The following is a 14,133-nucleotide window of genomic DNA, read 5'->3' on the forward strand; positions in this document are numbered from 1 at the left end:
AAGATAGCTTAAAATTATATAGTTATTTTATTTTAATTAAAGTTTGTATGCTACTATTTACCGGTGTTTGTGTAGTAATTTCTTTTAGTTGAGACTTTAATTGAATATTTTTTGATATCGGATCATATTCAAATCTATGTACATAAGCTGTTTTAATACCTGAATCGGCTTTTGTTATTACCACATTACCTATTTTATCATAACTATTTAAATAGGTATTCCCTCCCATTATTAAAGATATATTTGGTAATAATGATGCTAATTTTTTATCCTCCTCAATTGTTAAATTAGTTAAACCTATAACAATATCAACTTTATCCTTAATTTCAAAATAAGCCCTTTTTATTTCTTCATAAATATCACCATAATATACGTAAGTATTTAATAATGATTGACTTGATGCACTTATAAAACCAACTCTTACAACTGCTCCATTACTACCATAAAATTCTTTAATATAAGAATCATTTAAATTTTCTTTGCGCCCATTTATTACTTTATAAAAATAATGATGCCTACCATTTTTATTGTGTAATACATTAGATGAAATCCAATCAAAATGACTTTCATTAAGTGTTTCTTGTAAATAGCTATAATTTAACCCTAATTCATTATTACCAAAAGTAACTAAATTAGCATTCATCGCATTTAAAACTTCAACAACTTTTTGTTCTTGAGCATTAAAATTATCTATTTCAGGTGTAGTTACTGTAACAGGTGGTAAAAAATTTCCTGCAACCACAAACATCGTATTATTATCTTCTTTGATTAAATTTTTACGTAGATTTTCAACTCTAGCTATTTTTTCAAATTTAATATTCTGTTCAGGTTTTATTTTAAAAATATCATTTAATTGAAGTATGTTAAAATAAATTTTACTTGCTTGCTTGTTAGTATATTTATATACAGATTCTGGAGTTTTATTGATATTTTTTTTTGATGCACAACTTACAACGAATAAAGAAATTATAAGTATAAATAAAGAATTAAGTTGACTCATAGCTGTTTTTTAAAACAAATTTATAAATTCTAATGAAGATATTTACGTGTATTTTGTCTAATTGTTTTTCGGTACGCAACTAACTCTGGAAACTGATAAAAAAAATTTCTCTTTTTGTGAGCTATGGTTCTTGGTTTTTTAATTTTAGGCCTTAAAACAAAAGCAGTCCAACTTTCAACAATATCTTCTTCAGGGCTTTCTGCTGCATAATCAGTTAAAAATTCAGATGAATTATTTTGGTATAAATCATATAATTTTTCAACACAATTAGCCTCTGTATAACAGTAATCTCTTTGAATAACATCCCAACTATCTAACAAAGCTCCTTTCCAAAATAGATTCACAAATATATTTAAATAGCTTTTTTTATAAGCTTCTCCTTCAAGTGTTAAATAAAGTTGCCCCTCACCTTGTACCCTTTTTGTTGTAGGCCTTATTTGAGTTTTATTTAGGGTTAATAAATGACCAAATTCATGTACCATGGTATAAATAGATTCATGCAACCTTTTTTTATCTCTGGTTTTAAGGTTTACATCTTTTACATCAATTTCTAACTGCCATTTATCATTTCTAGAATTTAACGACACTAATGCACCTGTTTTTTCATCAAGCCCATCAGTCATTAAAACAATTCTTTTAATATATTTTTTAGTTAATTCTTTTGGAAATATTCTAGTAAACTCTTTCCAGTAATCATTTGCTAAATCATTTTTATTTGACTCATTTAGTATTAAAACACCATCTCTTATTTGCCATACTCCTATTCTTCTATCGGTTGTTGACTGATAAAAGGCAGATAAGAATAAAAAAAGAATTGTAAATTTAAAAGTCATCATATATTAAAAAATTTCGAGTGCCTTATTATAAGCACTTTCAAAACTCATTGGTTTTATATTTGTTATTACTTTTTTGGTAGTAAAGTAAGATAGTAATTTTTCAGTTGGCATATTACCTATTAATTCATCTTTTGCCATAGGACAACCTCCGTACCCCATAATTGCACCATCAAAGCGCTTACAGCCTGCATTAAAAGCACTGTCAACTTTTTCATACCATTTTGTAGGTGTAGTATGTAAATGAGCTCCAAATTCTATTTTAGGATAACTTGGTATTAAATTTGAAAACAAGTAGTTAATATCTTTAGGGGTTGAGCTACCAACGGTATCTGATATGGATAAAATTTTAACTCCTATTTTTGATAACTTCTCAGTCCATTCTCCTACAATCTCTACATCCCAAGGGTCACCATATGGGTTTCCGAAACCCATTGATAAATAAGCTACAACCTCTTTATTTCTCCTTGTAGCTATTGACAACACTTCTTTTAAAGTATCTACAGATTGTTCTATTGTTTTATGCGTATTACGCATTTGAAAATTTTCTGATATCGAAAAAGGATACCCTAAATAATCTATTTCTTCAAATTGAGCCGCATCATTAGCTCCTCTAACATTAGCTACAATAGCTAATAATTTACTTGTTGTTGTTGCTAAATTTAACTTTTCTAAAACAGCTGCAGTATCTCTCATTTGAGGTATTGCTTTTGGTGATACAAAACTTCCAAAATCAATGGTGTCAAAACCTACATTTAGTAGTGAATTAATGTATTTAGCCTTAGCTTCTGTAGAAATAAAATGACTTTTTATTCCTTGCATAGCATCACGTGGACATTCTATTATCTTTACATTGTTAACCATTATGCCAAATATACATATTTTGATTTAGTTTACTTATATGACGTTATTTTGTTTTGACTCAAACTTTTTAAATTAACTATAGTAACTTACTGTTATTAAAAAATATAATATTATGTACTAAGAATCAGTATAATTTTATTCTTTTTAATTTTAAAAAATAAGTTACTTAGTACACATAAGTATCAAATATATAAAAAGGTAGTTAACCACATAAAATACTAACTAAACATATAGCCCCGATTGAAGCATTTGTTTGAACTACTCGTAGAAAGTGAGTTCGGAAAAGCGGGAAAACGACTTCAAAAAATTTTATTTTATATTTAAACACTAAAAAAACCGATGCTTTTTTTTAAAATCATCGGTTTCATTTTATTTTTATAAAATAACCTTTATTTTAAAGAAGCTAAACTACTTTTAATAGTTTCAATTTTTGCTAACGTATCTGATTCTTTTTTACGCTCTATAATAATAACCTGTTCTGGTGCATTGCTTACAAAACGCTCGTTTGATAATTTCTTTTGAATACCGAATAAGAACCCTTCTGCTCTTTTTAGTTCGGCATTTAACTTAATAGTTTCAGCCTCTACATCAATTTCTTCTTCAGCAACAGGAATAAAGTATTCATTTGACTTTACTCTAAACGAAGCTCCATCAACTTTTTCTGAAACATAGTTAATTGTTGATGCATTGGTTAATTTTTCAATTAAAACATCAAATTTAGTGGTGAAACCTTCATTATTTACTACTGATAATTCAACAGCATCTTTAAATGAAATATTTTTATTTTTTCTAATGGTTCTAATTCCCGATACAACATCCGTAGCAAATTCAAATTGACCTAGTATTGTTGTATCTACTTTTTTAAGCTCAGGATATTTTGCAATAATTAACGCTTCTTCTGGCGTTCTATCAGTAATATGTTGCCAAATTTCTTCGGATAAGAAAGGCATAAACGGATGTAATATTTTTAAATTGTCTTCAAAAACAGCAATTACAGCATCAAATGTTTTTTTGTCAATTGGTTGCTGATATGCAGGTTTTACAGCCTCTAATAACCATGATGAAAAATCATCCATAATTAGTTTATAAATAGCCATTAAAGCATCTGATAAACGATATTTAGAAAAATGATCTTCAATTTCAGCTAATACTGTTTGAAATTTAACAGCATACCATTCTAATCCTATTTTTGCTGATTCAGGCTGTTCGATAGTTTCGTCAATTTCCCAACCTGTAACTAAACGGAAAGCATTCCAAATTTTGTTTGAAAATCCTTTTCCTTGCTTACATAAATCTTCATCGAACATTAAATCGTTACCTGCGGCAGCACTTAATAATAATCCGACACGAACACCATCGGCACTATAATCTTCAATTAACTTTAAAGCATCAGGTGAATTACCTAACGATTTCGACATTTTTCTACGTTGTTTATCACGCACTAAACCTGTTAAATAAACGTTTTCAAACGGACGTTCATCTTTATATTCATATCCTGCTACAATCATACGAGCTACCCAGAAAAATAAAATATCTGGACCAGTAACTAAATCATTTGTTGGATAATAGTATTTAATTTCTTCGTTTTCAGGATTATTAATTCCGTCAAAAACACTCATTGGCCATAACCAAGAAGAAAACCAAGTATCTAAAGCATCTTCATCTTGTTTTAAATCGGTTGCAACTAAATCAGTTTTCCCAGTTCTTTCTTTTGCTAAAACTACAGCTTCTTCGATACTTTCAGCAACTACAAAATCTTCTTTTCCATCTCCGTAGAAATATGCAGGAATTTGTTGTCCCCACCATAATTGACGTGAAATATTCCAATCACGCACATTTTCCATCCAATGACGATACGTATTTTCAAATTTCTTTGGATATAATTTAATTTCGCTATCTTCACCTAAAACAGCATCAATAGCAGGTTTTGCTAACTCTTCCATCTTTAAAAACCATTGATCTGACAATCTTGGTTCTATAACAGCTTTAGTTCTTTCTGATGTTCCTACTTTATTAATATGAACTTCTGTTTTTACTAAAATTCCTTTTTCTTCTAATTCTTTAACGACTAATTTACGAGCTACAAAACGATCTTTTCCTTGATAATGTAATCCGAAAGAGTTTAAAGAAGCATCATCATTAAAAATATCGATTACTTCTAATTTATGTTTATCTCCTAAAACCTTATCGTTTTCATCGTGTGCTGGTGTAACTTTTAAACATCCAGTACCAAATTCAACATCTACATATTCATCTTCAATAATAGGAATTACACGATTACATAAAGGTACAATTGCTTTTTTACCTTTTAAATGTGTAAAACGTTCATCATTCGGGTTAATACAAATTGCTGTATCTCCAAAAATAGTTTCAGGACGTGTAGTTGCAATAGTTAATTTTTCATCAGAACCTTCAATATTATATTCTAAATAATAAAGATTTCCTTGTTTTTCAACATGAATAACTTCTTCATCAGATAACGTTGTTTTTGCTTCAGGATCCCAATTTACCATTCTATATCCACGGTAAATTAATCCTTTATTATATAAATCAACAAAAACTTTAATTACAGATGCTGATAATGCAGGATCCATAGTAAAGGCAGTACGTTCCCAATCACAAGAAGCACCTAATTTTTTTAACTGATCTAAAATAATTCCACCGTACTCGTTTTTCCATTCCCAAGCATGTGCTAAGAATTCTTCACGAGTTAAATCATTTTTATCAATTCCTTGTTCTTTTAACTTAGCAACAACCTTTGCTTCCGTAGCAATAGATGCATGGTCAGTTCCAGGAACCCAACAAGCATTTTTACCTTGTAAACGTGCACGACGTATTAAAACATCTTGAATTGTATTGTTTAACATATGTCCCATATGTAATACTCCTGTTACGTTAGGTGGCGGTATTACAATGGTATAAGGTTCTCGCTCATCTACTTCTGAATGAAAATAATTATGTTTCATCCAGTAATCGTACCACTTTCCTTCTACTTCTTTAGAATCGTATTTTGATGGAATATTCATATGTTTTATGTATATTTATAGCATAAGTATTTAGCTTACTTATACTTTTGGCATTATTTTTGAAATTAAAAAACAAAAATACAATTATCTATAGAGGTATAAAAAATTAGATGTTGGTTTTTTTAACTAAAAAAAATAATATTAAATTTGTAACGGATTATATTCCTTAAAATAACTTATTAATTATGAAAACAATTTTATCATTTGTAGCTGTATGCTTTATTACGTTAACAGTAAGTGCTCAAGAATTTAAATTTGAAACAGAAACTATTGACTATGGTAAAATAGCAGTAGCATCAGAAGGAAAACGTACTTTTGAATTTACAAACATAGGTAATGAACCTATAATTATTGAAGATATTATATCTGCTTGTGGATGTACGGTACCTAAAAAACCAGAGGCTCCTATTATGCCAGGAGAAACAGGAAAAATTGATGTTTCGTATGACACTAAAAGAATTGGAGGTTTCTCAAAAACTTTAACCATTGTTTCTAATGCTAAAAACAAAAGAAAAAGAGTTAAAATTAAAGGATTTATAGCTAAAGATGTAGCACCTGTAAAAGAAAAAAGTATTGTTAATAATAATAAATAAGACCATACTTCATTACATAAAAAAAAGTGTCAGTTTAAAAACTGACACTTTTTTTTGTAATACCCCCCAACCACGCATAAATAATATTTAAATAACCCTATAAAGTTATTAAGAAGCTATTTCCCGCTTTACGCACTCGCTCTCTGCGAGGAGCTCAAACAAATACTTCAATCGGGGCTAAATATATTTACTAAGTTTAAGCTAAGTACTACCATTCTACTATAACTATTTATTTTTAATAAACTGTTCTAAATAATACAATTAAAACCTATATATAAATTTAAAAAAACATCTTATATTATTTTATATTTAAGCCGTATTTTTAAGAATAAATTTTGCAAATTTGCATATTAAACAACTATAAAATTATATAATATGCCTTCTATTTCTTTAAAAGGGAATTCTATGCCTCAATCACCAATTCGTAAATTGGTTCCCTTTGCAGAGGCTGCTAAAAAAAATGGAACAAAAGTTTATCATTTAAACATTGGTCAACCCGATATAAAAACTCCTCAAGTAGCTTTAGATGCTGTTAAAAACAATACTATTAAAGTATTATCATACGCACGTTCTGAAGGTTCTGAACAGTACCGCACAAAATTAGCTGCATATTATGCTAAAAACAATATTCATGTAACAGCTAATAATATTATTGCCACTACAGGTGGTTCTGAAGCATTATTATTTACCATTGGTAGTATTACTGACCCAGGTGATGAAATTATAATTCCTGAGCCTTTTTATGCTAATTACAATGGTTTTTCAACTGCTTCAGGAGTAAAAGTTGTTCCTGTAATTTCTAAAATTGAAAATAACTTTGCGTTACCTGCTATTGAAGATTTCGAAAAATTAATTACACCAAAAACAAAAGCCATTTTAATTTGTAACCCTGGTAACCCTACTGGTTATTTATATAGTGCTACTGAAATTGAAAAATTAAAACAAATTGTTTTAAAACATGATTTATTTTTAATTGCTGATGAAGTATATCGTGAGTTTACTTATGATGGTGAAAAGCATAATTCAGTAATGACTTTAGATGGTTTAGAACAAAATGCTATTGTTATTGATTCTGTTTCTAAGCGTTACAGTATGTGCGGTGCAAGAATTGGATGTATTGTTTCTAGAAATGAAGAATTTATCAACACGGCTCTTAAATTTGCACAAGCTCGTTTAAGCCCTCCTACTTATGCTTTATTAGCTAGTGAAGCGGCTTTAGACACACCTCAAAGTTATTTTGATGAAGTTATTGAAGAATATCAAGAACGTAGAAATACATTAATTTCTGAATTACAAAAAATTGATGGTGTAAAAGTTGCAAATCCTAAAGGAGCTTTTTATTGTGTTGCTGAATTACCTGTAGCTGATGCTGATCATTTTGCACAATGGCTTTTAGAAGAATTCAATGATAATAACGAAACTATTATGGTTGCTCCTGCAAGTGGATTTTATTCTACACCAGGAGAAGGTAAAAACCAAATTCGTATGGCGTATGTATTAAATAAAGTTGATTTAATACGTTCTGTAGAGATTTTAAAAATAGCTTTACAACAATATAATAAATAGGTTTCATTGAATATTCAAGAAAACATATCATTAAAAAACTATAACACGTTTGGCATTCATGTAAATGCCAAACGTTTTATTTCTATTGATTCACTTTATAGTTTACAACAACTTTTAAAATCTGAAAAAGATGTTTTTTTAATTTCTGGAGGTAGCAATATGTTATTAACCAAAGACATTGAAAAACTTGTTGTTCACTTAAATTTAAAAGGTATTTCTATTGATAGAGAAAATGAAAATGATATTTACATAACCGTAAATGCTGGCGAAAATTGGCACAAATTTGTACTTTGGTGTGTTTCTCAGAATTACGGAGGTATTGAAAATTTATCTTTAATACCTGGAAATGTAGGTACTTGCCCCATTCAGAATATTGGTGCGTATGGCGTAGAAGTTAAAGACATCATTAATCGTGTAGAAGCTATTGAGATTGAAACAGGAAAACTAATATCGTTTTCTAATACTGATTGTAAATTTGGATATCGAAATTCTATTTTTAAAAACATCGCTAAAGACAAATATATTATTACTTCAGTTTGTTTTCAACTTACCAGAAAAAATCATCAACTAATTACCTCATATGGTGCTATTGAAGCCGAACTTGCTTCAAAAAATATTATAAACCCAACCATTAAAAATATTTCTAATGCCGTTATAGCAATTAGAAACTCTAAATTACCAGATCCTAAAAAAATTGGTAATAGTGGTAGTTTTTTTAAAAATCCGGTTATTTCAAAAAAACTTTTTGAAAGTTTAATAAATCAATTTCCTTTAATGCCAAATTATGAAATTTCTAAAACTGAGGTTAAAATACCTGCTGGCTGGTTAATTGAACAATGTGGATTTAAAGGTAAAAATTATGGTAATTATGGCGTACATGAAAAACAAGCTTTAGTACTTGTTAATTATGGAAATGCTACAGGTAAACAAATTTTAGAATTGGCTCAAAATATTCAAAAAACGATCAATAATACTTTTTCTATTGATTTAGAAATTGAAGTTAATATTATTTAATCTTCTTTTTTCAAAATTTCAATATGACGAATTAATCTTTTAGTTTCTAATGCTAAAGTGCCGTTATAAACACCTCGTATTCTTCCTTTTTTATCGACTAAAACAAAATTTTCTGAATGTATAAAAGCAGCTGTGTTTTTTGTTTTATTGAATTCATCATCGGCAAAATACCCTTTTCTAGCGACATTATAAAGCTGTTTTTTATCACCAGTAACTAAGTTCCATTTATCAGAAATAATATTATTAGCTATAGCATATTTTTTTAAAACAACTACAGAATCTTTAGTAGGCATTACAGTGTGCGACAATAATAAAACAGAAGAATCATTCTTATATTTTTCTTGAATTTTACTCATATTTTTTTCAAGAATAGGACAAATTCCAGGGCAAGTAACAAAGAAGAAATTAGCAATATAAATTTTTCCTTTGTAGGTTTTATTAGTCACTTTTTTTCCATTCTGATTTATAAAACTAAAATCAGGAATTGTGTGTATTGTTTTATATTTTAAAGAACTTTTAGAAATCCATTCGGGTGTAAACTCTGCTGAATTAAAAAAAGGCAATACTGTTTCTTTATCTATTTTTACTTCATTTTCAATTTTGGTTTTACATGCCGTAAAACTTATAATCAAAAAAAATAATACGAATATGTTCTTTTTCAAATTATGCTTTTTTTAAAATATTATTTGATTTTTTCATTTTCAATAGCTACCGAATAACATTTTTTTAATCCTATCAATCCAAAACGTTCTCCATTTTTAGTAACAAAATTTGCTTTTATTTTTCCGTTAGGTTGCCATGTTTTTTGACTACCTTCTTCTCTTCCATCTTTAAAATTAAACTCATTTAATAATGTTCCGTTCATATACCAATCTGTAATGCTACCATTATATACACCGTTAGTATTAAAATGATATTTAAACATTGGTTTACCATTATCATACCAACCAACATGAATTCCTGTTTTTAATCCGTTTGTATAAAAACGTTGAAACCATTTATTTCCACTAATGTACCATCCATTATAAATTCCGTGTTTTTTTCCTTGAAAATATACAGAGGTTGATTTTAGCTTTTCTTTTGAATAATAATCTTCTACAATTCCAGAATATGGTGTTTCATTTAATAACAAAACACCATTTTTAAGATTAAAACTCTTATTGTTTTTATTCTTTTTTATATTCGGAATAATAATTTTATTGATTGATAAATCTTTTATTTCTTTCTCTTTAAAATTACATGAAATAAAAATCAGTATAATTACGATATAAATTTTCATGTTATTTAATTATCTTGTTACAACTCCAGCAGTACCGAAAAAACCATTTCCATTTAAATAAGGATCTTCATTTGTAATGTGATAATGATAAATTCCATCAGGAAAATCAACTGTTGAGCCAGTATGTCCGTGATAATCATCTAAATCATCATTTGTAACCGTTTTTCCATCTTCTAAAGAACCATATACAGGAAATCCGTCAGATAATAATCCTAAAAAAGCATCTTCACCAAAAGTATCTGTTAAAAATTTCGGCTTAATATGATAATGATATGTTGTCATTGCAGGATGTCCTAAATATTGATCAAAAGAATTAATTTCACCTGTTAAAGGCGCTCCTCCTGCTGCATATTGATTGAAAAAAACAACACCATTTCTTGATATTCCTATTGGGCCCATTGGTGTTGCTGTTTTATTTACAGCTTCGCTTGGATTTAAAGACATGGTAAAAGTAATCTCTTGCTCTCCGATAGCGCCTGGATTCTGATTCCAACTAGTATTTGTACCGTTATAAGCTTCGTACATTGCGTTATCTGTTCCCCAATACGGGCTTTTATGATTTGGTAAATCGGTAGTTGTAAAAGTTACTGTATTACCTGATACGGCATAAGAAACTGATGCTACATCATCAAATTTTGATAAAATACTTGTAATATCATAGTTTGCTACTTCAGGTGTACTTCCTCCTTCTTCTGTAGTATCATCAGATGAGCAGGCGTAAAATAAACCTGTTATCATTATTAATACTGCTACTTTTTTAATTAATTGATTTTTTTTCATGTGTATCATTTTTAATTATTAGTTAAAATTACTCTCTAAGACTATTTACTTTCGTTATTAATTCATCTTTAATAACAGCATCACTAGCACTTAAAGGCAATTGATTTGTGCTTAATAAATTGGGGTTTTCTAAAGGGTTTTCAATTAAATTATATAAAGCTTCACTTCCATCTGAAAACTGTATATATTTATGAGTTGAATTTCTAATCGTATAATTTACTGTTCCGTTGTCTTCGCCGATTTCGGTATATGTATAATCTCTAAAACTAGTATTTGAAGTTGTAAATAATTCTTTAAAACTTTTACTATCATTTATTTCTGTAGTACCTGTGCCAGCTATATCTGAAATTGTTACAAATAAATCAGTTGTATTTAATAAAGCATCTTCTGATTCACTAAATCGATTTATATTTTTACCTGATATAATCATCGGTACATTAACACCTCCTTGATATACACTTCCTTTTGCTCGCTGACTAGCATGCTCTTGAACAACTTGATTCGGCGTACCATTATCTCCTATAAAAATAATTACTGTATTATCTTTTTCTTCTTGTGACATTGAAGCTAACAGCCTTCCTACTTCGGTATCTAAAGCCTCTAACATTGCCATATAATAAGGCATTGGGTTTGCATCAATACTTGCTTGATCTGAGGATAATGATTGTGTATCTAAATTTGATGGAGGTAAATGAAAAGGTGTATGCGGAGCATTATAAGCCAACCATAAAAACCAAGGTTCTTTTTGTAAATCTACCCAATCGATTGCTAAATCAGTAAACTTAGTGGTAGTATATTCTGTTGAATTTGTTGTTTGCTGATTTTCTGTAAAATTCCAATTAGTGTAAGATTGTACACCTCCGCTTAACAAACCTGCATAATATCCTACGCCCATTTGTGTTGGATGTGAAGCATCTTTTGATAAATGCCATTTACCTATTACAGCATGATTATAACCCGAATTATTATTATCTAAATGTTTTTGAAGTGATATTTCTGATGTTGATAACGCATCATTAACCTTCATTACATTTGTTCTAAAACCATATTTACCAGTTAAAATACTTGACCTTGTTGGTGTACACGTTGGGTATGACCATAAATTATTAAACTTAACACCGTTATTAATCATATTTTGAAGGTTTGGCATAACAGGTTTTATAATACCAATATTAAAACCTGGAGTAGCATCTAAACCCATATCATCAGCAATAATTAATAAGATGTTGGGCTTATTATTTATTACGATAACCTCATCATCTGGTTCATTTATTTCTGATACATTATCTGTACCACATGAAATAACTAAGATTGTAAACAGTAAAATAAAACTCGATATAGCTAATCTCATAAGCTTGTTTTTAATTTAAGACTCTAAAAAAATTAAAAAGTTTAATTACAGCTACATAGTAATCAAAAAAAACAGCTTCAAAATTAATTGAAGCTGTTTTTATATCGTTTTGATAATTTTTTTATTCTTTATCAAATAATGCTTTATGAATAAATCCTGCTACAATTGCGCCTGCTATAGGTGCAACCCAAAATAACCAAGATTGTGCTAAATAACCACCACCTGCAAATAAAGCCTGACTCATAGAACGTGCAGGATTCACTGAAGTATTGGTAATTGGAATACTTATTAAGTGTATTAATGTTAAACCTAAACCAATAGCTATTGGAGCAAAACCTTTGGGAGCTCTTTGATTAGTACTTCCTAAAATTATTAATAAGAAAAACATTGTTAATAAAAATTCAGCAGCAAAAGCTGATGTCATATTATAACCTCCTGGCGATAATTCTCCGTATCCATTAGCAGCGAAACCACCAATAGATTCAAAATCTGATTTACCTGAAACAATTAAATATAAAGCACCTGCCGCTAAAATTGCACCAACTAATTGAGAAATAATATACGGCACTAATTCTTTTGCAGAAAATTTTCCTCCAGCCCATAAACCTAAAGATACAGCAGGGTTAAAATGCCCTCCTGAAATATGACCTACAGCATATGCCATTGTTAAAACAGTTAGACCAAAGGCTAAGGCTACGCCCATAAACCCAATACCTAATTCAGGGAAACCAGCAGCAAAAATAGCGCTACCACAACCTCCAAATACTAACCAAAATGTTCCGAATAATTCTGCTAAATACTTTTTCATATCTTATAGTTTAAATTAATTGATTCTTATATATGACCCTAAATACTTCAAAAGTCACATTTATAAATCTACAATAAAATAATTCTTTAAAAGAGTAAGTTTGTATATTTGCAGTATACAATTTAATATTTATGAAATTAATTTTTCTTACTATCGGTTTATTAGCATTAGCTTTTGCAGGAATTGCTATAAAAATTTGGGCGAAAAAAGATGGAAAATTTGCTGGTACTTGTGCTAGTCAAAACCCTGTTTTAAATGAAACTGGAGAGTCTTGTGGTTTTTGTGGAAAAACTCCTGATCAATTTGATTCGTGTAGCGAACCGGAACACAATAAATAACAAAATATTTTGTTTTACTATTAATTTATAATTAGTGAGTTTTTAAATATTAATTTAATACGTACAATTTTAACAGTAGGTATTTGTACAGCTTTCTAAAACTATACCTTGAAAATACATAACGAAAAAATACTTTTACATATTCAAAAAGCTAAAAAAGGAAATCAAATTTCTTTTAACTTTTTATTAGACACTTTTTGGGGTGATGTATATAGTTATCAGCTATCAAAAATTAAAAATGATAATGATGCTGAAGATATTACCATTCGCACGTTTTCCAAGGCATTTGATAAAATTGACACATTTAAAGATGAATACCAGTTTAAAACATGGTTAATAGCCATTTCTAAAAATGTTTATATTGATTTTTTGCGAAAAAAAAATAGATCTATTTTATTAGACACTTCTAAAGAACAAGAAGAAGCCGCGTCTAGAATTATTGATAACTCACCATCTCCTGAAGATACTATTATTAAAGAACAGAACTTAGCTAAACTTTTAAGAGATATTAAAAAATTAAAACCCAAATATCAAGAGGTTATTAACCTTCGTTTTTTTCAAGAATTAAGTTATAAAGAAATTTCAGAAAACATTGGAGAACCAATGAATAATGTTAAAATAAAATTATTGAGAGCTAAAAAATTATTAGCAGAAATAATAAAGAAATCTTAACTTACCATG

The 14,133-nt window shown here is 28.8% G+C and carries 14 protein-coding genes; 5 read left to right on the forward strand and 9 right to left on the reverse strand.

The window, feature by feature from the left end:
• Positions 1-22: 22 nt before the first annotated feature.
• The 4 genes from ACN5J4_RS01870 to ACN5J4_RS01885 all read right to left on the reverse strand — a co-directional run bounded on the left by ACN5J4_RS01870 (position 23) and on the right by ACN5J4_RS01885 (position 5,723).
• Positions 23-1,000 carry a hypothetical protein gene (locus ACN5J4_RS01870; RefSeq protein ID WP_418650472.1) on the reverse strand — a complete coding sequence of 326 codons (978 nt, stop codon included), beginning with the start codon at positions 998-1,000 and terminating at the stop codon, positions 23-25.
• A gap of 29 nt (positions 1,001-1,029) precedes the next feature.
• Complete coding sequence (locus ACN5J4_RS01875) at positions 1,030-1,836, reverse strand: hypothetical protein (RefSeq protein ID WP_418650473.1); 807 nt, start codon at positions 1,834-1,836, stop codon at positions 1,030-1,032.
• A 3-nt stretch (positions 1,837-1,839) separates the two neighbouring features.
• On the reverse strand, positions 1,840-2,697 hold the full coding sequence (locus ACN5J4_RS01880; RefSeq protein ID WP_418650474.1) for a hydroxymethylglutaryl-CoA lyase: 858 nt from the start codon (positions 2,695-2,697) through the stop codon (positions 1,840-1,842).
• Between the two features lie 389 nt (positions 2,698-3,086).
• Positions 3,087-5,723, reverse strand: a complete 2,637-nt coding sequence (locus ACN5J4_RS01885; protein ID WP_418650475.1) for a valine--tRNA ligase — start codon at positions 5,721-5,723, stop codon at positions 3,087-3,089.
• Positions 5,724-5,908: 185 nt separating this feature from the next.
• Here ACN5J4_RS01885 and ACN5J4_RS01890 point away from each other — a divergent pair, with 185 nt between their 5' ends.
• From ACN5J4_RS01890 to murB, 3 genes are all read left to right on the forward strand, one after another.
• On the forward strand, positions 5,909-6,316 hold the full coding sequence (locus tag ACN5J4_RS01890) for a DUF1573 domain-containing protein (protein ID WP_418650476.1): 408 nt from the start codon (positions 5,909-5,911) through the stop codon (positions 6,314-6,316).
• A 375-nt stretch (positions 6,317-6,691) separates the two neighbouring features.
• Positions 6,692-7,882: a pyridoxal phosphate-dependent aminotransferase gene (locus tag ACN5J4_RS01895; protein WP_418650477.1), complete on the forward strand. Its 1,191-nt coding sequence runs from the start codon at positions 6,692-6,694 to the stop codon at positions 7,880-7,882.
• Between the two features lie 6 nt (positions 7,883-7,888).
• Positions 7,889-8,896, forward strand: a complete 1,008-nt coding sequence (gene murB / locus ACN5J4_RS01900; RefSeq protein WP_418650478.1) for a UDP-N-acetylmuramate dehydrogenase — start codon at positions 7,889-7,891, stop codon at positions 8,894-8,896.
• Here murB and ACN5J4_RS01905 read toward each other — a convergent pair.
• The 5 genes from ACN5J4_RS01905 to aqpZ form a co-directional block, all read right to left on the reverse strand.
• Positions 8,893-9,558: an SCO family protein gene (locus ACN5J4_RS01905; protein ID WP_418650479.1), complete on the reverse strand. Its 666-nt coding sequence runs from the start codon at positions 9,556-9,558 to the stop codon at positions 8,893-8,895. The two genes, murB and ACN5J4_RS01905, sit on opposite strands and share 4 nt — an antisense overlap.
• A gap of 20 nt (positions 9,559-9,578) precedes the next feature.
• A complete protein-coding gene (locus ACN5J4_RS01910) occupies positions 9,579-10,175 on the reverse strand; it encodes a toxin-antitoxin system YwqK family antitoxin (RefSeq protein ID WP_418650480.1) in 597 nt (198 codons plus the stop codon).
• A 9-nt stretch (positions 10,176-10,184) separates the two neighbouring features.
• Positions 10,185-10,955 (reverse strand): YHYH protein, encoded by a 771-nt coding sequence (locus ACN5J4_RS01915; RefSeq protein WP_418650481.1) that lies wholly within the window; start codon positions 10,953-10,955, stop codon positions 10,185-10,187.
• Positions 10,956-10,983: 28 nt separating this feature from the next.
• The gene (locus ACN5J4_RS01920) at positions 10,984-12,306 is read right to left on the reverse strand and encodes a sulfatase-like hydrolase/transferase (RefSeq protein ID WP_418650482.1); all 1,323 of its coding nucleotides are present in this window, start codon (positions 12,304-12,306) and stop codon (positions 10,984-10,986) included.
• 121 nt (positions 12,307-12,427) lie between these two features.
• On the reverse strand, positions 12,428-13,114 hold the full coding sequence (gene aqpZ / locus ACN5J4_RS01925; RefSeq protein WP_418650483.1) for an aquaporin Z: 687 nt from the start codon (positions 13,112-13,114) through the stop codon (positions 12,428-12,430).
• A 131-nt stretch (positions 13,115-13,245) separates the two neighbouring features.
• Here aqpZ and ACN5J4_RS01930 point away from each other — a divergent pair, with 131 nt between their 5' ends.
• Together ACN5J4_RS01930 and ACN5J4_RS01935 are read left to right on the forward strand one after the other, a co-directional pair.
• Complete coding sequence (locus ACN5J4_RS01930; RefSeq protein WP_418650484.1) at positions 13,246-13,452, forward strand: membrane or secreted protein; 207 nt, start codon at positions 13,246-13,248, stop codon at positions 13,450-13,452.
• Between the two features lie 108 nt (positions 13,453-13,560).
• Entirely contained in the window at positions 13,561-14,124 is a 564-nt protein-coding gene (locus ACN5J4_RS01935) for an RNA polymerase sigma factor (RefSeq protein ID WP_418650485.1), read from the forward strand.
• Positions 14,125-14,133 lie beyond the last annotated feature (9 nt).

This window comes from Tenacibaculum aestuariivivum, from assembly GCF_964507685.1.
In the GTDB taxonomy this organism is placed as follows: domain Bacteria; phylum Bacteroidota; class Bacteroidia; order Flavobacteriales; family Flavobacteriaceae; genus Polaribacter; species Polaribacter aestuariivivum.

Bases quoted from the DNA above. Each gene is read 5' to 3' on its own strand.
- ACN5J4_RS01870 (WP_418650472.1), bottom strand. From the start codon at position 1,000: ATGAGTCAACTTAATTCTTTATTTATACTTATAATTTCTTTATTCGTT.
- ACN5J4_RS01875 (WP_418650473.1), bottom strand. From the start codon at position 1,836: ATGATGACTTTTAAATTTACAATTCTTTTTTTATTCTTATCTGCCTTT.
- ACN5J4_RS01880 (WP_418650474.1), bottom strand. From the start codon at position 2,697: ATGGTTAACAATGTAAAGATAATAGAATGTCCACGTGATGCTATGCAA.
- ACN5J4_RS01885 (WP_418650475.1), bottom strand. From the start codon at position 5,723: ATGAATATTCCATCAAAATACGATTCTAAAGAAGTAGAAGGAAAGTGG.
- ACN5J4_RS01890 (WP_418650476.1), top strand. From the start codon at position 5,909: ATGAAAACAATTTTATCATTTGTAGCTGTATGCTTTATTACGTTAACA.
- ACN5J4_RS01895 (WP_418650477.1), top strand. From the start codon at position 6,692: ATGCCTTCTATTTCTTTAAAAGGGAATTCTATGCCTCAATCACCAATT.
- ACN5J4_RS01910 (WP_418650480.1), bottom strand. From the start codon at position 10,175: ATGAAAATTTATATCGTAATTATACTGATTTTTATTTCATGTAATTTT.
- ACN5J4_RS01915 (WP_418650481.1), bottom strand. From the start codon at position 10,955: ATGAAAAAAAATCAATTAATTAAAAAAGTAGCAGTATTAATAATGATA.
- ACN5J4_RS01920 (WP_418650482.1), bottom strand. From the start codon at position 12,306: ATGAGATTAGCTATATCGAGTTTTATTTTACTGTTTACAATCTTAGTT.
- aqpZ (WP_418650483.1), bottom strand. From the start codon at position 13,114: ATGAAAAAGTATTTAGCAGAATTATTCGGAACATTTTGGTTAGTATTT.
- ACN5J4_RS01930 (WP_418650484.1), top strand. From the start codon at position 13,246: ATGAAATTAATTTTTCTTACTATCGGTTTATTAGCATTAGCTTTTGCA.